Source organism: Sulfitobacter sp. M39 (assembly GCF_021735935.1).
GTDB lineage: Bacteria > Pseudomonadota > Alphaproteobacteria > Rhodobacterales > Rhodobacteraceae > Sulfitobacter.
In genome coordinates, this window is the sequence record NZ_WMDZ01000001.1 from 2,253,498 (window position 1) to 2,272,850 (window position 19,353).

The 19,353-nt window shown below is 59.2% G+C and carries 18 protein-coding genes; 9 read left to right on the forward strand and 9 right to left on the reverse strand.

What is annotated here, in order from left to right; genetic code table 11:
* Positions 1–258: 258 nt before the first annotated feature.
* From GLP43_RS10945 to GLP43_RS10960, 4 genes are all read right to left on the reverse strand, one after another.
* On the reverse strand, positions 259–2,355 hold the full coding sequence (locus GLP43_RS10945; protein ID WP_237279327.1) for a sensor histidine kinase: 2,097 nt from the start codon (positions 2,353–2,355) through the stop codon (positions 259–261).
* Positions 2,356–2,608: 253 nt separating this feature from the next.
* Positions 2,609–3,985, reverse strand: coding sequence for an NAD-dependent succinate-semialdehyde dehydrogenase (locus GLP43_RS10950; RefSeq protein ID WP_037944353.1), 1,377 nt, complete (start codon positions 3,983–3,985; stop codon positions 2,609–2,611).
* Positions 3,986–4,095: 110 nt separating this feature from the next.
* Positions 4,096–4,677 (reverse strand): DUF1190 domain-containing protein, encoded by a 582-nt coding sequence (locus GLP43_RS10955; RefSeq protein ID WP_237279328.1) that lies wholly within the window; start codon positions 4,675–4,677, stop codon positions 4,096–4,098.
* Positions 4,678–4,720: 43 nt separating this feature from the next.
* Positions 4,721–5,956 carry a glutathionylspermidine synthase family protein gene (locus GLP43_RS10960; protein WP_237279329.1) on the reverse strand — a complete coding sequence of 412 codons (1,236 nt, stop codon included), beginning with the start codon at positions 5,954–5,956 and terminating at the stop codon, positions 4,721–4,723.
* A 230-nt stretch (positions 5,957–6,186) separates the two neighbouring features.
* Between GLP43_RS10960 and GLP43_RS10965 the strand changes: the two genes are divergently transcribed.
* The 6 genes from GLP43_RS10965 to queF all read left to right on the forward strand — a co-directional run bounded on the left by GLP43_RS10965 (position 6,187) and on the right by queF (position 10,006).
* Positions 6,187–6,861 carry a type 1 glutamine amidotransferase domain-containing protein gene (locus GLP43_RS10965; RefSeq protein WP_237279330.1) on the forward strand — a complete coding sequence of 225 codons (675 nt, stop codon included), beginning with the start codon at positions 6,187–6,189 and terminating at the stop codon, positions 6,859–6,861.
* A 76-nt stretch (positions 6,862–6,937) separates the two neighbouring features.
* Positions 6,938–7,534, forward strand: a complete 597-nt coding sequence (locus tag GLP43_RS10970; protein WP_237279331.1) for an SDR family oxidoreductase — start codon at positions 6,938–6,940, stop codon at positions 7,532–7,534.
* A gap of 230 nt (positions 7,535–7,764) precedes the next feature.
* Positions 7,765–8,466, forward strand: coding sequence for a 7-cyano-7-deazaguanine synthase QueC (gene queC / locus GLP43_RS10975; protein WP_237279332.1), 702 nt, complete (start codon positions 7,765–7,767; stop codon positions 8,464–8,466).
* Positions 8,466–8,819, forward strand: coding sequence for a 6-carboxytetrahydropterin synthase QueD (gene queD, locus GLP43_RS10980; RefSeq protein ID WP_237279333.1), 354 nt, complete (start codon positions 8,466–8,468; stop codon positions 8,817–8,819). The genes queC and queD overlap by 1 nt, the downstream gene beginning before the upstream one ends.
* Positions 8,816–9,526 (forward strand): 7-carboxy-7-deazaguanine synthase QueE, encoded by a 711-nt coding sequence (queE, locus tag GLP43_RS10985; RefSeq protein WP_237279334.1) that lies wholly within the window; start codon positions 8,816–8,818, stop codon positions 9,524–9,526. Before queD ends, queE begins: the two co-directional genes overlap by 4 nt.
* A gap of 18 nt (positions 9,527–9,544) precedes the next feature.
* Positions 9,545–10,006: a preQ(1) synthase gene (gene queF / locus GLP43_RS10990; RefSeq protein WP_005853736.1), complete on the forward strand. Its 462-nt coding sequence runs from the start codon at positions 9,545–9,547 to the stop codon at positions 10,004–10,006.
* A 459-nt stretch (positions 10,007–10,465) separates the two neighbouring features.
* Here queF and GLP43_RS10995 read toward each other — a convergent pair whose 3' ends face one another.
* The gene (locus GLP43_RS10995) at positions 10,466–12,091 is read right to left on the reverse strand and encodes a long-chain fatty acid--CoA ligase (RefSeq protein ID WP_237279335.1); all 1,626 of its coding nucleotides are present in this window, start codon (positions 12,089–12,091) and stop codon (positions 10,466–10,468) included.
* Between the two features lie 144 nt (positions 12,092–12,235).
* On the opposite strand from GLP43_RS10995, the gene GLP43_RS11000 reads away from it, so the two are divergent.
* Together GLP43_RS11000 and GLP43_RS11005 are read left to right on the forward strand one after the other, a co-directional pair.
* A complete protein-coding gene (locus GLP43_RS11000; RefSeq protein ID WP_237279336.1) occupies positions 12,236–12,661 on the forward strand; it encodes an acyl-CoA thioesterase in 426 nt (141 codons plus the stop codon).
* A gap of 37 nt (positions 12,662–12,698) precedes the next feature.
* Positions 12,699–13,151: a GNAT family N-acetyltransferase gene (locus GLP43_RS11005; protein ID WP_237279337.1), complete on the forward strand. Its 453-nt coding sequence runs from the start codon at positions 12,699–12,701 to the stop codon at positions 13,149–13,151.
* An 86-nt stretch (positions 13,152–13,237) separates the two neighbouring features.
* Here the strand turns inward: GLP43_RS11005 and pgi are convergent, their stop codons facing one another.
* Genes pgi through zwf form a run of 3 tightly spaced genes read right to left on the reverse strand, consistent with a single transcriptional unit; the run spans position 13,238 to position 16,961 of the window.
* Entirely contained in the window at positions 13,238–14,827 is a 1,590-nt protein-coding gene (gene pgi, locus GLP43_RS11010) for a glucose-6-phosphate isomerase (RefSeq protein WP_237279338.1), read from the reverse strand.
* Entirely contained in the window at positions 14,824–15,495 is a 672-nt protein-coding gene (gene pgl / locus GLP43_RS11015; protein WP_237279339.1) for a 6-phosphogluconolactonase, read from the reverse strand. Before pgl ends, pgi begins: the two co-directional genes overlap by 4 nt.
* On the reverse strand, positions 15,492–16,961 hold the full coding sequence (zwf, locus tag GLP43_RS11020; RefSeq protein WP_064216451.1) for a glucose-6-phosphate dehydrogenase: 1,470 nt from the start codon (positions 16,959–16,961) through the stop codon (positions 15,492–15,494). Before zwf ends, pgl begins: the two co-directional genes overlap by 4 nt.
* Positions 16,962–17,138: 177 nt before the next feature.
* Between zwf and GLP43_RS11025 the strand changes: the two genes are divergently transcribed.
* Positions 17,139–18,086 carry a radical SAM protein gene (locus tag GLP43_RS11025; protein ID WP_237279340.1) on the forward strand — a complete coding sequence of 316 codons (948 nt, stop codon included), beginning with the start codon at positions 17,139–17,141 and terminating at the stop codon, positions 18,084–18,086.
* Positions 18,087–18,104: 18 nt separating this feature from the next.
* Here GLP43_RS11025 and GLP43_RS11030 read toward each other — a convergent pair whose 3' ends face one another.
* Positions 18,105–19,166 carry a DUF2855 family protein gene (locus GLP43_RS11030; protein ID WP_237279341.1) on the reverse strand — a complete coding sequence of 354 codons (1,062 nt, stop codon included), beginning with the start codon at positions 19,164–19,166 and terminating at the stop codon, positions 18,105–18,107.
* Between the last annotated feature and the right edge of the window lie 187 nt (positions 19,167–19,353).

Below are 19,353 nucleotides of genomic sequence, written 5' to 3' on the forward strand. Positions count from 1 at the left end.
ATCAACATAGCGCTTTCCTATGCCAAACCCTACTTTCATTCATGGTCCACATTCCTTGTAACCCATTGATCTGTATAAGGTCGAAAATGGCTCTGCGTGGTCCACCTTAGGCCACGTTTTGTTGGGGATTTTGCTCTTTCTGGTATGCCTGCCGGGCCTACCAAACTTTCAGTGTTCAAGCTGAAACCGCCGCATTCTATTTGAAAATACAGGGTTACTCCGAGGCTGAACGCCACGATCCCGCTGTTTCGCGTCGCCTCAGGCGGCGGCGTTTACCTCGACGCTTTGCGCGGCGCGGATGGGTAGGGTCAGGATAAAGCAGCTGCCCTGCCCGACGACGCTGGACACGCTGAGGCTGCCGCCCTGCATTTCTGCCAGACTGCGCGAAATCGCGAGCCCCATGCCCGTGCCGCCTGCCCGACGCGTGGCGGTGGAATCGACCTGATAGAAGACCTCGAAAATACTTTGGAGTTCGGCTTCGGGGATGCCGGCACCGCTGTCATGCACTTCGAAGCTAACAACATCGCCCACGGGTTTCACCACCAGACGGACGAAACCGGCGTCGGTGAATTTGATCGCGTTGCCGATGAGGTTGAACAGGATCTGCCGCGCGCGCACTTTATCGGCAAAGACCATATCCGCCTCTTGCACCACGTCAAAGGCCAGCCCCTTCTTGCTGGAAAGCGTGTTGAGCTGTTCGATCACCGGATCGACAATATCCTGCACCGCGCAATGGTTGGGTTCGATCACAAGGCTTCCGGATTCGATCTTGGCCACATCGAGGATCTCGTTGATGAGATGCAACAGATGCTCGCCAGATTGCACCAACCGGTTCATCAGGCCGGACAGTTGGTCGTACATCTCATCCAGCAAGCGCTTTGCCTCTGCGTGGCTGATCTCTCCGTCCTCATAGCCCTTGAGCAGCGCCTTGGAGGACGACAGCATACGCGCGTTGCGGGAAAGCTGCGCCACGCCCATGATCACCGTCAGCGGCGTGCGCAGCTCGTGGCTGAGGACGCCCATGAAATCCGTCTTGGCCTTGCTGGCAGCTTCGGCGGCATCCTTGGCGTGGCTCAGCTCGGTCACATCCACGCGCAGACCTACATAGCTGCCGTCTGCCAAAGGCCGGTCAGAGGCTTTTATCACGCGCCCGTCCGACAGATGCTGTTCTGTCTCGGAGGTTCTGTTTTCGCGGTGAATGGCCAAGCGGCGTTCGACCCACTCGTCCTCTTCATAGCGCCCCAACGGAAACTGCTTGCTTTTGACACCTGTTCTCAGCAGTTCTTCGAAGGGAGTACCGCGTTTCAGAACCTCGGCGGGGAGGTCGTACATTTCTTTGTATTTCGAATTACTTAGCAGCAGACGGTCTTGGGCGTCGAACATAACAAAACCATCGTTCAATGCCTCGATCCCGCGGCTCAGCAGGACCTCGGCGCGTTTGCGTTTCTCGGATACCTGCAGGACATACAGCAGCGTTCCCAACAGCAGCAGCCCAGCCGACGCAATCAGCGCACGTTTAGCCCATTGATCAGGCGCGTGTTTGGGCCACCCACCCTTGGTACGCGCCTCCAGCATCCATTCCTCGAACGAGAAATCGAATTCCAGCGTCACCGTATCCGCGTCAAGCAAGGTCGGATCGCCGTATGTGAACATCTGCGGTCCGGGGCCCACTTGTGGGGACACCGAATGTATCAAGATGTCATAGCGTTCTTCTGCCTCGCGTATGCCGGAATTGATCAGGAATTGATCATAGTCCAGCACGAGCGATACGATCCCCCACAGCTGGCGGGTGCTGCCATCAACATCACCTTCGGTCGCGAAGTCCGGATCGGGCCAATAGACGGGTGCACGCAGGATCAAACCGCGGCCGCCTTGCACCAGATCGACGGGGCCGGTCATCAGTTCTGTGCCTAGGCCGAGCATGCGCTCAATGCCCGGAAGCTGATCTTTGTTCGTACGGTAATCGAGCCCAAGCGCCCCCATGTTAGGCTCTAGCGGATGAATCAGGGTCACGACCAGCTCGGGGGCCGCCGCGATGTTGATCACGGTCTCGTCAATCTCGCGGATATTTTGCACACGCTGCGCAAAGTCGGTTTGGTTGATAAAGGGGGTTTCGCCAATAACCGTCGCAAGTTCACGAAGCGCCAATGACTGGGAATGGATAATCTCTTCAAATTGTTCGCGGACCTCTAGCAGTTCCAGATAGGTCTGGGCGCGCAGTTCGTATGCAAACGCTTCTGAGATCAGCCGATCCAGACGTGCTGCTGCATAGGTAATGATGACAGTCGCACTGAAGAAGGCGACCAGCGCCCATATACCGCCAATGTGGGTCCTTTTCGATCTGCTAAAAGACAATCACTGATCCAACTGAAGCACAGCCGAAGCTGCGAATTTCGTGAAAGACCAGTTTAAGCATCAACCCTAGCGGTTGTAGCGCGGGATTCCGCCGGTGAAGAGTTAACCGCCCGATGTTGCCAGAGGGTCGCATTCGTTAACTGAGCGTAAACCTCGGTCACCCAGCTCAAAACGCAGGCGCGCGCCGAACGTCTGCTCGGCGCGCGCGGGCGTGGTAAAAGTCGTAATCATACGACGATGCCGCTTTGCAGGCTTAGGGCAGGAAAATCGCCTTGGCGTTGGCGAATTCCTTCATACCGAATCCGCCGTGCTCACGCCCATAGCCGGAATCTTTCACTCCGCCGAAGGGCATATTCGGATCGGCAGCCCCGAAGGAGTTGATGCGGATCATCCCTGTGTCAAAATGCTCTTTCGCGAGCTTCAACGCGCGGTCCTCGTCCTTCGAGAATATCCCGCCGCCCAGACCATAGCGGCTGTCATTCGCCAGACGCATCGCGTCTTCGTCATCCTTCGCGCGGATGATCGATGCGACGGGCCCGAAGATTTCATCGTCAAACGCCGGCATACCGGGCTTGAGGTCAGACAATACCGTCGCGGGATAATAGGCCCCCGTACGGTCAGGCACCTCGCCACCGCAGAGCACCTTGGCCCCTTTATCGACGCTTTCCTTCACCTGATCGCGCACGGTCTCGAACTGGTCTTGGCTGGACAATGGGCCCAGCTGGACATTTTCGTCGGTCGGATCACCCATATTGATCTTTTTCATCTCGGTGACGAAGGCATCAACAAAGGCGTCATGCACCTTATCGGCGACAATAAAGCGTTTCGCCGATACACAGGTTTCCCCGTTGTTATAGAGCCGACCCATAACCGAGAATTTGACCGCTGTCTCAATGTCAGCATCCTCAAGCACCAGATAGGCGTCGTTGGACCCAAGTTCGAGCACGGTCTTTTTCAGCGACTTCGCGGCGACCGACCCGATATGACGGCCCGCGCCATCGCTGCCCGTCATTGTTACGCCACGCACCTTGGGGTGTTCGATCAGCTTGTCGCTGGTGTCATGATCGATCAGGATCACTTGGAACAGGTCTTCGGGTAGCCCTGCCTCGATACAAAGTTCGCGCAGTCGCAGACCCGATCCGGTGCAGATACTCGCGTGTTTCAGAACACAACCGTTGCCGGTCATCAGGTTCGCCGCAAGCACGCGGGTGGGTTGGTACAGTGGGAAGTTCCACGGCTGGATCGAATAGATGACGCCGATGGGCTGATAGGTCACGACCCCGCGCTTGCCGTCGGCACCGTGGGTGCGTTCTTCATCCGCAAGCACGTCGGGGCCGTTCTTGGCGGTATATTCAAAGATGGCCGCGCAAATCTCTACCTCGGTCTTGCCGTCTTTCAGCAGCTTACCCGTTTCGCGCGTCATGAGAGCGGCCAGTTCATCCGCATTCTCGCGCAGCTTGGCGGCGATCTTGGTCAGATAGGGGGCGCGTTCCTTGTGCGACAGCTTGCGCCATTCCAGATGCGCGTCATGACAGGCTTCGACCCGCTGAATAGCCTCTGCTTCGCTCATCAGATCGTAGGACTGGATCTCTTCTTCGGTGGCGGGATTGATTGTCGTGATCTTGGACATGTCTGCTCCTTCTTCGCTTATTCGCGTCGAAGGGCAAACACATGGTCGCCGTATCAAGTTCCTGCGGCTGGGGCTGCAGCGGTCACGTCTGCGTGTGCGGTGCCCGTGCCCTAGCCGCCAAAACCGGTGCGCCCGCTGCCTACCTTCCCAAAGCCGCCACGGGATGACGCCGTAGCGCGGGTCATCGGGGTTTTGCCCACGGTCGTCGCGGGGCGGGTGAATTGCGAGGTGCTGAGCTTGGCGGCCCCCTTGTTGCTGGAATAGGTGCTGGTGCGCGCCGCATTGGTGAACTTGCCATCCGCCGTCTTATACATCGGCTGGCTTGCGGCCATCCCCGACCGCCCGCCCAGCATGTTCCCGATCAGATAGCCCGCGAGCAACGGCATAAAGATACCGCCCGATCCGCCCTGTGTTTGCTGCGCCTCTGACCCGCAGGCCCCTTCGCCGTGTTGTTCTTCGCAGACATCCAGACTGTTGTAGCGCGGTGCGGATTCCACATGCAGTGTCTCCGCCTCGGCAAAGGAGGTTTCACAATCGGCGGCGGTGAATGTGCCCCCAAAGGACGCCTCGTTCTTGCAGCTTTGCACATCGGGAAAAGCCGCGGCATCAATCTTTTCGTCGCGGCAACCGGCCAGTGTAAAGGCGGTGGCCCCGATGATCGCGATGGCGACGCGTTTTGACCGTTTTGTCATGATGATCTGCTTTCTGCTGTGGTGCGGCGATTGGGCGACGATGCTAACCGGAATATGGCGCAATGTAATGGGGTTTGAAACGCGACAGATCCTGCGTGATCCTTGACCGGTCCTCTCGCAGGCAAATGCCCGCACAGGTCTGCCCGATGATCCACGCGCCGACCACGGGGCGCATCCCGTCGAACTGCGGCAAGGGCGCATAGGCCTGAAGGATACGCGGGTGTTCGGCATACTCCGTGTTGCTGGCGCTTTCGATGATCTGGCCGGATTTAACGATCTCGACCGAGGCCCCTTCGCGCGACAGGATCGGTTTGCGCACATGGGCCCGTGCAAGCCCTGCCCGCGCACGGTCAAAGGCATCCGCCGCACGCCCCGTGACAGAGCCGCGCCCCGCCATCGCCTCGCCCACATCCTGTTCAAAGAACGCAGGTAGCAGGTTCGGGTGATCCTCGAACATCTCCCACAACACGGGCAGCAGGCCCTTGTTGGACAGCAGCGCTTTCCATGCGGGTTCAAGGAACAGACAGCCGGAGCCTTCGATGTGGTCCGCGTAATCGTCGCGCAGCAGGTCTTCCCACGGGTAGAGTTTGAACAAGACGGCGATGCGGCGGTCCTCATCATCCAGAAACTGCCCGTCATCGCTCAGCGCGATTTTATCAAGGTCGCAATAATGCGCGCCCAACCCCGCCTCGCGCGCGGCCCAGCCCATAGCCTCTACCGTGCCGTAATCTTCGGGATTGCCCGCGACCGCGGTGAAATGCAGATCGCTATCGGTTTCGAACACGTCGGCGAAACGGGCGACAAGTGCCTCGTGGATGCCGTTGAACTGATCCGCCCCCTCGGGCAGGTTGCCTGCCTCTAGCTGATCTTCCAACCACTGCCACTGGAAGGCCGCCGATTCATAGAGCGAGGTCGGCGTATCGGCATTATACTCAAGCAGTTTGGCGGGCCCCTGCCCGTCATATGCCAGATCGAAGCGGCCATAAATCTCGGGATCGCCTTGCTTCCAGCTGTTCGCAATAAGGTCACGGTGCGCTTCGGGAATGGCAAGCTTTTCCAACAGCTCTTCGCTGGAAAGGATGTGATCCACCGCCTCGCGGCACATACCATGCAGCGCGGTCGCGGGGTCTTCGATGTCATTTTCAATCTGGTCAAGCGAGAACGCATAGACAGAGGTTTCGTCCCAATAGGGTTCCCCGTGCATGTCCGCGAAGGAAAAGCCGACCTCTTTGGCGTGGTCGCGCCAGTGGGGCCGTTCGGCTAGTTCTACTCTATGCATCCGGCCGAACCTTTCCCGCGAAAAACTACCGCGGGTTTAATCGCTTTGCCCCTGTGGTGCCAGAGCATATCCACCATTGCCCTACCCGCACCCGCATCAGTCACAAAAACGTCAGACATATCGCGGAACAACGGGCGGGCCCATTCGTTGAACGGTCTACGCGGTCTTTACTGCGGCGTCCCCGATGACGCCCTGATCGGTATAAGAAATGAATTGAAAGGCCCAAAAACATGAAAATTCTCATGGTACTCACCTCCCACGACAAGCTGGGCGACACTGGTAACAAAACCGGTTTCTGGCTCGAAGAGTTCGCGGCCCCCTATTACGTGTTCAAAGACGCTGGTGCAGAGATCACTTTGGCCTCGCCCAAAGGTGGACAGCCGCCGCTTGATCCGTCCAGCGATGCAGATGATGCGCAGACCGAACCTACCAAACGGTTCAAAAGCGATGACGCCGCACAGAAAGAGCTGGCCAATACCGAAGTGCTGTCGAGCGTTTCGGCCGACGGTTTCGACGCGATCTTCTACCCCGGCGGCCACGGCCCGCTGTGGGATCTGGCTGAAGACAAGGCCAGCATCAACCTGATCGAGAGCTTCGCCGCCAGCGACCGCCCCGTCGGGGCCGTCTGCCACGCGCCAGCGGTGTTCAAGCACACCAAAGGCACCGACGACAAACCGCTGGTATCGGGCAAAACCGTCACCGGTTTCACCAATACCGAGGAAGAGGCCGTGGGCCTGACCGATGTGGTCCCCTTTCTGGTCGAAGACATGCTCAAGACCAATGGTGGGACCTATAAGAAGGGTGACGACTGGGCATCCTTCGTGGTGACCGATGGCAAGCTTGTCACCGGCCAGAACCCCGCGTCTTCGGAAGAAGCCGCCCATAAGCTATTGTCGCTAATGTAAAAAAATCGCCTGCTGCGCGATGGTCGCGCGGCGGGCAGTTTTCTTTTCCGCGACACGTATAACAAGGATTGTAATCATGAATATTCTCGTCGCCGGCGCGACCGGCAAAACCGGTATCCGCGTCACTGAACAACTCCGCAAACAGGGCCACACGCCGATCGCCCTTGTTCGCGATTCCTCTGACACCAGTGCGCTTGCCTCTGACGTGGTACTGCGCAATGGGGACCTGACCAATCTGACCGCTGACGCCTGCGAAGGCTGCGATGCGGTGATCTTTGCCGCGGGCTCCGGCGGGTCCACGGGGCCAGAGATGACCGACAAGGTTGACCGCGATGGTGCCAAAGATCTGGTGGATATCGCCGCCAAGGCCGGTATCTCGCGCTTTGTGATGCTCAGCAGCGTCGGCGCGGACAACCCCGACCCAGACAGCGAGCTGGCACATTACCTGCAAGCCAAACACGACGCCGACGTGCATTTGCAAAACTCCGGCCTCGAATACGCCATCCTGCGCCCCGTGGCGCTGACGGATGACGCGGGCAACCGGAACATCATCTTTGGCGACAAGGTGGATGTCAAAGCCGAAGCCGCCCGTGGCGATGTTGCCGCCGCGTTGGTCGATGCCGTTGCCGACCCAGAGTGGGCGAACCAGGCTTTGCGCATGCAGTCCGCTTGATAGCGGGTTTGCGCCTGATACTGCGCGCGAGCAGGTTTCACCCGTTTGCATAAGCTATGCGCCATGCCGCCAGACCCCACCGGTCTGGCGGTTTTTCTATAAGTGACGCCGCGAAAGCGACATTTCGCGCCAAATTCGCTGCATTCGCCCCCTTGGCAACCCCGATTGCCTCGTCTATCAGGCGCCTTCCCGGTCGCAGCCTACCCGGGTAACAAAACAAGGGTTAAGAAATGAAAACGATTGTCATCTGCTCCGGCGGATTAGATTCTGTGTCGCTCGCTCATATGGTGGCGGCCAAACGCAAGTTGACGGGGCTGGTGTCTTTTGACTACGGCCAGCGCCACCGCAAGGAACTAGACTATGCCGCGCTCTGCGCCAAACGTCTGGATGTTCCCCATGACATCATCGACATGCGCGGGATCGGCGCGGCGCTGACCGGATCCGCGCTGACTGATGATGTGGATGTACCCGACGGGCATTACGCCGAAGAAACGATGCGGGTCACCGTTGTCCCCAACCGGAATGCGATCATGCTGACGGTCGCCTATGGCATTGCCGCCGCACGGGGGGATCAGGCGGTCGCAACCGCGGTGCATGGGGGCGATCACTTCATCTACCCCGACTGCCGCCCCGATTTCACCCAAGCGTTTGAGTTCATGCAATATATGGCGCTGGACGGTTATGCCGATGTATCGCTTTACACGCCGTTTGTGCACCGCTCAAAAGCGGATATCGTGACCGAAGGCCAGCGCCATAACACCCCCTTCGCCGAAACATGGTCTTGCTACAAAGGCGGCGAGCATCACTGCGGGCGCTGTGGCACCTGCGTCGAACGGCGCGAGGCTTTCGATCTGGCGGGGGTTGCCGACCCGACCCAATACGACGATCCCGATTTTTGGGCCGAAGCGATCAAGCGGAAGATCCTCGCCTGATGTATACAATCACCAAAGAGTTCCACTTTTCCGCCTCGCATCAGCTGTCGCATCTGCCAGACGGCCACCAATGCGCCCGCCTGCACGGGCATAACTATGTCGTGGTGGTCGAGCTTCGGGCGAAAGAGCTGAACGCCGACGGTTTTATTCGCGACTACGGAGAGCTGAAGCCGCTCAAGACCTATATAGACGAGACTTTCGATCACCGTCACCTCAACGACGTGCTGGATTTTGCCTCCACCGGCGAGAATATGGCGCGTCATCTCTATGAATGGTGCGCGCAGCACTGGCCCGAAACCACCGCCGTCAAGGTCAGCGAGACGCCAAAGACCTGGGCAGAGTACCGGCCATGAGCCAGCTGCGCATCGCCGAGGTATTCGGCCCCACGATACAGGGCGAAGGCGCGCTGATCGGTGAACCCACCGTCTTTGTGCGCACGGGCGGCTGTGACTATCGCTGCGCGTGGTGTGACAGTATGCACGCGGTCGACCCCGCATTCCGCCATGACTGGGCCAGCATGTCGACCGACGCGGTCTGGCAAGAGGTGCAGCGCCTGTCGGACAACACGCCGCTGACCGTATCCCTGTCAGGCGGCAACCCCGCCATTCAGGACTTCGCGCCCCTAATCCAATTGGGTCAGGCCGCCGGCTACCGTTTTGCCTGCGAGACGCAAGGCTCCATCGCGAAGCCGTGGTTCGGGCAGCTGGATTGCCTTGTGCTTAGCCCGAAACCACCATCCAGCGGCGAGACGGTGGATTGGGCCGCTTTCGACCGTTGCGTTGCGGCTGGCGAAACGGCAGCGCAAACGGTGATGAAGATCGTGATATTTGACGACGCGGATTACGATTGGGCCCGCGACGCCGCCACCCGCTACCCCCAACTGCCGCTTTATCTGCAACCCGGCAATGACGAGGTCGACCCCAGCGTCGCTGTCGATCCGCAGCTGCTGGCGGATAAGCTATTGTGGCTGGTGGATAAAACCATGGCAGATCGCTGGTTCACGCCGCGCCTGCTGCCGCAACTACACGTCTTGCTATGGGGCAACAAACGCGGGGTCTGACCCGCCACCGGAGGATTTATGGAAACGATTTACAGCGATTTGCAGCAGCTTGGCGGCAAGACAGAGCTTCCCGCCTCGCCCGAAGAAGCGATGCTCGAGAAAGTCGCGAACCCTCAGGCCGATGTCGATTATTGCGTGCGCTTCACGGCCCCCGAGTTCACCTCGCTTTGCCCGATGACCGGCCAGCCCGACTTTGCGCATCTGGTGATTGACTATGTGCCGGATCAGTATCTGGTCGAGTCCAAATCGCTTAAGCTCTACTTGGGCGCATTTCGCAACCACGGTGCCTTTCACGAGGATTGCACCGTCTCTATCGGCCGCCGTCTGGTAGAGCTGCTGTCGCCCCGCTGGCTGCGCATTGGCGGCTATTGGTATCCGCGCGGGGGTATCCCCATCGACGTGTTCTGGCAAACAGGCGAGACCCCCAAAAGCGTCTGGATTCCCGATCAAGGCGTGCCGCCCTATCGCGGACGCGGGTGAAGCGCTGGCGCGACGCAATTCTAAACCGCACAGAGCCGCGCAGCTCACAGCAATCTAAGCACTCAAGCCGTGTAGTACCCCGTGAATAGCCTGAACAAGGCATCTAAAGTGGCATTAATAGTTTAGTAACTACTGGCACCCTAGGATGTAGTCTACGCCAACTTTTCTTTTGTATAGAGATATAGGTGCTATATGGTCTTAGGGCTTTCGCGGGCGCTTTCGCGCGTGTCGTGCAAATTAGGTATTCACAGGTGGCGTGACAGCACGACCATGCCGCAAAAAGTCTGTACGAGGTGCCACTGTCGGCGACAGACCTACGTTTAAGATCAAAGTCTCTGCTTTATAATGCGCCTTGTTGAAGACCATATATAACGCTCCTGCCCCGCATATATTTTTTTTGCTGTGGGGACAGAAGTAAGCTCAGCACCGGGGCAGTGGCCTGCCCCGGTGAAGCATTTATCAGCCGTTGATCAGCACTTCGCCGAAGCTTTCGCGCAGATCACGTTTCAGCACCTTGCCGGTCGCGTTGCGCGGCAATGCGTCGGTAAAGACAACGCGGTCAGGGATCTGCCATTTGGCGATCTTATCTTCGAAGATCGACAGGATCTCTGCCTCGCTCGGGTCCTGGCCTTCGACTTTCACCGCGATCAAGATCGGGCGTTCGTCCCATTTCTCGTGACGGGCCCCGATGACGGCCGCATCCGCGATGTGCGGGTGACCGATCGCGATGTTTTCAAGCTCGACCGAGCTGATCCATTCGCCGCCCGACTTGATGATATCTTTTGACCGATCGCGGATCGTGACGTAGCCGTCGGGGTCCATTGTCGCCACATCGCCCGTGTCGAACCAACCGTCCTTGTTCAGCGTCTCGCTGCGGGTCTTGCGGAAATAGCTGTCAAGAATCCAGTAGCCTTTGGTGACCAGATCCCCCTGTGTCACGCCGTCATGCGCCACGGGATTGCCGTCGTCATCAAGGATTTCAAGATCCACACCAAAGACGGGACGACCCTGATTTTCGCGCAGCTTGTTTTGCGCGTCGGCAGGAAGCTTGGTGTGTTTGGCCAACAGCTGGTTGATACTGCCAACGGGCGACATCTCTGTCATGCCCCAGGCGTGAATCGTCTCTACCCCGTATTTCTCGCGGAAGGCGGTCATCATTGACGGCGGGCAGGCAGAGCCGCCAACGACCGTACGCTGCAGACTTTCCAGCTTGCTGCCGATCTTGTCCGCCTCGTTCAGCAGACCCAGCCAGATGGTTGGAACGCCAAGCGCCAGCGACACATCGTTGGTGTCGATCAATTTCACCAGCGACGGGCCATCCAGACCAGGGCCTGGCATTACCATTGCCGCGCCGACCATAGCGCAGGCATAGGGCGCGCCCCAGGCGTTGACGTGGAACATCGGCACAACGGGCAGCACCACATCCTTGGCCGTGATCGCGATACTGTCGGCCAGGTTGATCCCAAAGCTGTGCAACACGGTAGAACGGTGCGAATAGAGAACGCCCTTGGGGTTGCCCGTGGTGCCCGAGGTATAGCACAGGCTGGAGGCGGTGTTCTCGTCCAGATCCGGCCAGATGAACTCGGGGTCGCCGCTGGCAATCAGATCGTCATAGAACTTGATCCCGGGCAGTTGCGCGGCGGCTTCTTCATCAGTGCCTTCCATCAGAACGACATGCTCAAGATGTTCAAGCTTGTCCTGAATGCCTGCAATCAGCGGCACAAACGTCTTGTCGATGAACAGCACCTTATCTTCGGCGTGGTTCAGGATATAGACAAGCTGTTCGGGGAAGAGACGCGGGTTGATGGTGTGGCAGACGAAGCCGCCGCCCGATGCACCAAAGTAGATTTCAAGGTGACGGCGGTTGTTCCATGCGATGGTGCCGCAGCGCGCCTGCGGGTCCAGCCCCAGATTGGTCAGCGCAGAAGCCAGCGCTCGGGCGTTGCGCGCGACTTGACCCCAAGAGGTCTGCTCCAACCCGCCGGTGGTTTTGACAGAGACAATCTCTGTCTCGCCGTGAAAGCGTTGTGCGTGTTCGATCAAGCTCGAAATCAGCAGCGGTTTATTCATCATTTGGCCAAGCATGGCGCATCCTCCCAATTACTCGTTGGGTGCAAAATGGACAAATCACCCCAGTCTTGCAAGCGCCCTCATTGCTGCTTACGCAGGGTTCCATGACAGTTATTTATCACACGCCCCTTTCCCCCCGATCAGCAACGCGCCGCCGGTATGCCAACACCGCAACCGCTGGCCATGGCAGATCAGGTCCGCTTCTCTGATCTGGACACCAACAACCACGTCAATAACACCGTCTATTTCGAATGGTTCGAACGGCTGCGCATCCGCTATACGCAGTCATTGGTGGAGCGCGGGCTGATCGACAGCCCCGGCCCGCGCGTGGTGATCCGGTCAGGTTCGATACGCTATCTGCAAGAGATGCTGGAGCGCGAGAATTACATCGTGACCTGCCGCTGCACCAGCTTTCGCAACACCTCTTACGCTTTGGCGCAAGAGGTTTGGGTGGGCCGCGAGCTGCGCGCGACGTTCGAGTGTATTTTGGTGCTGCTGGAACCGGACGGCTCCGGTCGGTATCCCCTGCCCGAGCGTTTGAAACAATATTTTGAGCAGACTGAAAACGCCCGCCCCGAGGGGTAACCGCCGCGCGCACATGCACCCGAAAGGAACATACGATATGACAATCACCACCCGCCCGATGGACGCCGCGGATCGCAGCGCTTGGGAAACGCTCTTTGCCGGCTACGCCGCTTTCTACAAGGTCGATCAGACGCCGCAGATGCGTGAAACGGTCTTTGGCTGGCTGATGGACGCCGCTCACGGCAGCAATTGCATCGTGGCACAGGATGACAGCGGCGCACTTGTCGGGTTTACCCATTACCGTCCCTTTGTAAGCCAGCTGCGCGCGGCGACGAACTGTTTTCTGGATGATCTGTTTGTCAGCGCGCAGGCCCGCGGGACCGGGGCCGCACAGGCGCTGATCAAAGCGGTTGAGACGGTGGCGAAAGCCAATGGCTGGGGCACGCTGCGCTGGATCACGGCGGAGGATAACTATCGCGGACGTGGGGCCTACGACAAGCTGGCGACCCGCACGGGCTGGGTGACCTATGACATCGCGCTGAAGGGGTAAACTGCAGCCTTGCGTGTGAGGTTGGGGATGAGGGGCGCTGCCCCTCACACTCCCCGGAGTTTATCTGGCAAAATGAAGCCGTGATCCTAATCGGCGTGTTTGGCGATGAAGGCGACAAGGGCGGCGGTTGAGCCGTCTTTGTCGGTGGCAGGTGCCGCGCCTTCGACGATCGGCTGCAAAGATGTGGCGAGCTCCTTGCCCAGTTCCACACCCCATTGGTCGTAGGAATTGATGCCCAGAATGATCCCCTCCACAAAGACGCGATGTTCATACAGCGCGATGATCTGCCCCAGGGTGAACGGGTCGAGCAGAGGGTAGCTGAGCGTGGTCGAGGGGCGGTTGCCGGGGAAGACGCGGTGGCGCGCCTGACGGTCCAGCTCGGCACCGGTCAGCCCTTTTGCCGCCATCATCTCTGACGCTTCTTGCAAGGATCGCCCGCGCATCAAAGCTTCGGATTGCGCAAGGCAATTGGCGATCAGCAGCTTGTGGTGGTGTGTCAGATCCGGCTCGTGCCCATTGGCTGCGATCAGGAATTCGCAAGGAATGACGCGGGTGCCTTGGTGGATCAGCTGGTAGAACGCGTGCTGGCCATTGGTGCCCGCAGCGCCCCAGACGACGGGACCCGTATTATAGGGCGCGGTGGTGCCGTCCATCAGGGTCGACTTGCCGTTGGATTCCATTTCGAGCTGCTGAAGGTAATCGGGCAGTTGCCCCAACCGCTGGTCATAGGGCAGCACGGCGCGGGTGGCATAGCCGCAGATCTGATTGTGCCAGATGCCGACCAAGGCCAGCAGCATGGGCATGTTCTCGTGAGGGGCGGCAGCGCAGAAGTGACGGTCCATCGCCTGCCCCCCGCGCAAGAACGCATTGAAGGCGCGTGGGCCGATGGCGATCATCAGCGAGAGGCCGATGGGCCCCCAAACGGAGTAGCGCCCACCGACCCAGTCTTCGAAGCCAAAGACCTGATCCACATCGATACCGAAATCGCTGGTCTTGTCCTGCGCTGTGCTGAGCGCTGCAAACTGCTTCGCCGGATCGCCGCCATTCTCTGTCATCCACGCGCGTGCGGTACGGGCGTTGGTCATCGTCTCGATCGTGGTGAAGGTCTTGGAAGCGACGATCACCAGCGTGGTTTTCGCATCAAGCCCGCGGAGCGTGTCCGAGATATGTGCCCCGTCGACATTCGACACGAAGTGGCAACGCGGCCCGTCATGATAGGGCGAGAGCGCCTGCACCGCCATCGCGGGCCCCAGATCGGACCCGCCGATACCGATATTCACCACATCCGTGATGTCGCTGCTGCGGATCTGATCCGCGAAACGGCGCATCCGGTCGAGCGTATCATGGACGCCGGGCATCACATCCGCCCCATCCACCATCACCGCGCCCCCATCAAGGTTGCGCAGCGCGGTGTGCAGTACCGCGCGGTCTTCGGTCTCGTTTATCTTTTCGCCTGCGAACATCGCATCGCGGCGCGCCGGCACATCGGCGGCATCGATCAGTGCCAGCAGCGCATCCATCGTATCGCGGTCAAGATTGGTTTTGGAGAAATCGAACAACATGTCGCCGGTCTGCGCGCTGAATGTCCGGGCGCGATCGGCTGTGTCGAACAACGACAGGATAGAGCGGTCTTGCACCGCCGCCTGCATACGGATCAAATCATCAAAATGCGTCATGGTGCCCAATGTACTGTTGCCTCGTTCAATACTGCGCCGATGGGGGCCTGAAGGGCCGGCAGGCTTTGCGCCTGTTCCACCGCTGCACGTTTTTCATCGCCAAAGATCACAAGATGTTTTGACATTGCGCCTTCCAGCACCCTGCGCGACAGGGTGATGCGCCCGATGTCCTGCCCGTCGACATCGATTGGACAAAGCGCCGGCGCGTCCGCGGCCATTGCCGCCTCCAGCCCGTTGGAACCCGGAAAGAGCGAGGCCGTGTGCATATCCGTGCCCATGCCCAGCAACAGCACCGACAGCGGCAATTGGGATTCGATCTGGGGGGACAGCGTTTCTGCGGCCTCGGCCGAGGTCAGCCCGTCGATGTAGAAAGGGGTGAACGCTGCTTCGGCCGCGCGGCCCACCAGCAGGCGATTGCGCAAGAGCCGCGCGTTCGACATCTCGTGGTCGGGGGCGACCCAGCGTTCGTCCCCCAGCATGACCTGCACCCGCGCCCAATCAAGATTGGCCGCGCTCAGGCTGTCAAAGATCGGCCCCGGGGTTGTCCCGCCCGGCACGGCAAAGCTGACCGTGTCATGGGACAAAAGGGCGTTCTTCAGCTCCCCCGCGATCAGATTGGCGAGGTCCATCGCAAGGACTTCGCGGTCAGCATATTCGATCAATCTCATGCAGAATACTCCCGCCATTGGCGCTGGTCACGGCGCATCAGTTCGTTGGCATCTGTCGGGCCGTCGGACCCGCTGTCGTAGGGTTTTGGCACGTCATTGCGCGCTTCCCAGCCCTGGATGATCGGGTCGGTCCAGGCCCAAGCGGCCTCTACCTCGTCGCCGCGCATGAACAGGGTCTGGTTGCCACGGATCACATCCATGATCAGACGTTCATAGGCGTCTACCTGTTCGGAGCCTTCCGGCCCCAAAGCGTCGGCGAATGTCATATCCAAGGGCACGTCCACCAAACGCATGCCGCCCGGGCCCGGTTCCTTGATCGTCACGCCAAGGGTGATGCCTTCGTTCGGCTGCAAACGGATCGACAGAACATTGCGGTGGCGGCCTGCGTCTTCTGCAAAAATCGAATGGGGCGTTTCCTTGAAGACGACCGTGATCTCGGAGGACCGCGCCGCCATGCGTTTGCCGGTGCGTAGATAAAAAGGCGTGCCAGCCCACCGCCAGTTACTGATGTGGGTTTTCAGCGCGACGAAGCTTTCGGTGCGCGAGCGTGGATCCCCCACAGCGGTACGGTAACCGGGTTGTTCGGCCTCGTTGCAAGGCTCTGCCTGATATTGACCGCGGGCGATATGATGCGGCAGCACAGGGTCCAGCGCGCGGATCACCTTGAGCTTTTCATCGCGTACCGCGTCGGGGTCAAACCGCGCCGGCGGCTCCATCGCGATCAGGCACAAAAGCTGCATCAGGTGGTTTTGCACCATATCGCGCATTGCACCCGATTTGTCGTAATATTCGCCCCTGCCCCCGACGCCTACGGTTTCGGCCACGGTGATCTGGATGTGATCGACATATTGGCTGTTCCACAGCGGCTCGAACAGCATGTTGCCAAACCGCACAGCCATCAGGTTTTGCACCGTCTCTTTGCCCAGATAGTGGTCGATCCGGTAGATCTGGCTTTCGTCGAAATACTTGGCGAGCGTGGCGTTGAGCGCCTGCGCAGTTTTCAGGTCGCGGCCAAAGGGCTTTTCGACGACAATCCGGCTTTGCGCGTCAGCCATGCCCCATTGCTGCAGACGTTCCGCCAGATCACCGAACAAGGCGGGCGAGACGGAGAAATAATAGGCCTCTACCCGTTCAGTCCCGGCCATGAGCTTTTGCAGCTCGGCCCAGCCGTCTTCACCTTTGGCGTCGATCGCGACATATTCCAGCCGGTCGATGAACCCGTCCAGCTGCGCCTTCTCGTGCTCGAAGTCGCCGTTGAATTCGGCAATCGCCTCGCGGATCATCTGCTGATAGCCCGCGCGGTCCATTTCTGTGCGCGCGGCACCAATGACACGGGCGTTTTCGGGCATCTGCCCCGCACAAAAGCGCCGGAACAAGCCCGGCAGGATCTTGCGGCGCGCCAGATCGCCTGTGCCGCCGAAAATCACCAGATCAAAAGGATCGACCGGAATGACGCGTGATACCATGTGGATGCTCCTTGTCGCGAGGCTACGACGTTTGGGTGCCGAGATGTGATGTTAGCGCAAACATACTGAGATTTCCGTTTTTCACAAGTCTGTGCACCAAATGACACGGGGTTTTATTGCGCATACCATTCGCATAGACAAAGAAAAGTAATTTATACAGGTGAGGCCCGGTTTCCTATGAAAGACGTTGTCGACGCAAATATCGGTAAATTTCAGGACCCTGCCCTGACGGCCAAGGGTGAACCCCGCGCGACTGTCAGCCTGACAAACCCGCAGACGCTTTGGTTCAACACCGGCACCCTGTGTAACATTGAATGTGTTAACTGCTATATCGCGTCCAGCCCGACGAATGATGCGCTGGTCTATATCACCGCCGACGAGGTGCGCGATTATCTGGGGCAAATCACGCAGCGGAACTGGCCGGTGACAGAGATTGCCTTTACCGGCGGCGAGCCGTTCATGAACCCGCAGATGATCGAGATCACCGAAGCGTCGCTGGCCGCCGGATATGACGTGCTGATCCTGACCAACGCCATGCGCCCGATGATGCGTAAATCCGTGCAAGCGGGGCTGGTGCGCCTGAACGAAGCCTATCCCGGCAAGCTGACATTGCGCATTTCGGTCGATCACTACTGCACCGATTTGCATGACGCAGAGCGCGGCGCGGGCGCGCTGGAAAAGACAGTGACCGGCATGAAATGGCTGCGCGACAATAACATCCGCATGGCCGTTGCAGGGCGGTCGGTTTTTGGCGCGACGGACGAAGACAGCCGCGCTGGATATGGGGCTTTCTACGCTGAGCACAGCTTTGACATCGACCCGCAAGACCCTGGGATGACAGTGCTTTTCCCTGAAATGGATGAAACCGTCGAAGTGCCCGAAATCACCACCGCTTGCTGGGGAATCCTGGATAAATCCCCCGACGCGGTGATGTGTTCAAGCTCGCGTATGGTGGTAAAGCGCAAAGGCGCCGCGACCCCAGCCGTGCTGGCCTGCACCCTGCTGCCCTACACCGAAGAGTTCGAACTGGGCCACTCGCTGGAAGAAGCGGAAAAAGACGTTGCCCTTAACCACCCTCATTGCGCCAAATTCTGCGTCTTGGGCGGGGCAAGCTGTTCTGCCTGACCCCGCGCCCGCACAGCACTAGGGGCGGATAATCGCGCCGACCTTGGGGTCGGCCTCCCCCCGTGCGAGGGTGGCATAGACCTCTTCCGCATCGGCCACGCCGTCATGCACCCGGACCTCCATCCAATCGGATGCGCTGGCCGCGATGCGTTTCCACGCGGCGGTGATCTGCGCCTCGATCTTGCCAGGGCCCCATTCCTCGCGGCGCTTGGCGACCTGTGAGGGCGCAAAGAAGAATTGCGGTTTAGGGCCATCCAACGGGGCTGTCGGGGTGAACTGATCCCAATGGCTCAGCCCGACAGCCGAGGAATGTTTCAACTGATTTTTCAACGTGCTGTGCAGTTTGGCTTTGACCGTACTATTGCCGGACATATCGACGTAGACGGACGGGACATGGGCCAGCGCGTCGATCTGGTCGTAGGTCAGCACCGTATCGCAATGCCCCAAACCTTCGACAAACGCGCGATTGACGGCAGACGTAAGGCCCACGATCTTGTACCCGCGGCCCTCTGCCTCGGCGAGGTAGCTGCACAGACCCAATCCGGTCTTGGACGAGGCGCTGCCCACAATAATCTGATTGGCACCGAAGAAGTCATTATCTAGCAGCCAGTCGTAAATCAGATAAGACGTCGCCAGCAGCGGTTGCAGCAAGGCGCGCAGGTGATCCTCTGATGCCGGGGCGGGTTTGACGGGCGTGTACTGATTATAGATCAAGGGCAATTTCGCGCGATGTGCCGCCGCATCCACCAGACCCGCCGCGCCTTTTTCTGGCGTGATCACCAGCTCGGATGCCATTGGATAAAAGCCATAAAGCCGCGCGCCGACCTCAAGCACATCTGTGCGGCTTTCGACAACTTTTGCAGTCCCCCACACGGGCACGATCCCCCATCCGTTCTCGGATGTCGGGAAAAACTGCCAATAGCCGATATCGAAACCCGCTGCCGCATAGGTTACATTGTTCGATGTCACCGCGAAGCTTTCGATCGCAAGACGCGCCTGCCCCGGTGCCAGCGGCTCTCCCTCCGCCTCGACCATGCGGGTTTCGGTGATTGCGTTTTGATTGACCAATATCTGTTGCACGTAGATGCCTCCCCCTCGTTTTGCTTTAGCCTACCCCAAACGCGCGGGCTTGAACCACCAATTGACATTGACGTTACGCCACAAAAATCACGCCGGATTTAGTATCATTACATTTCAATAACTTAGCCTGATGAGCAAGTGAATCCCCGCCTGCCAAGGCCGCAGGCATTGCACCCGATATGCCCCG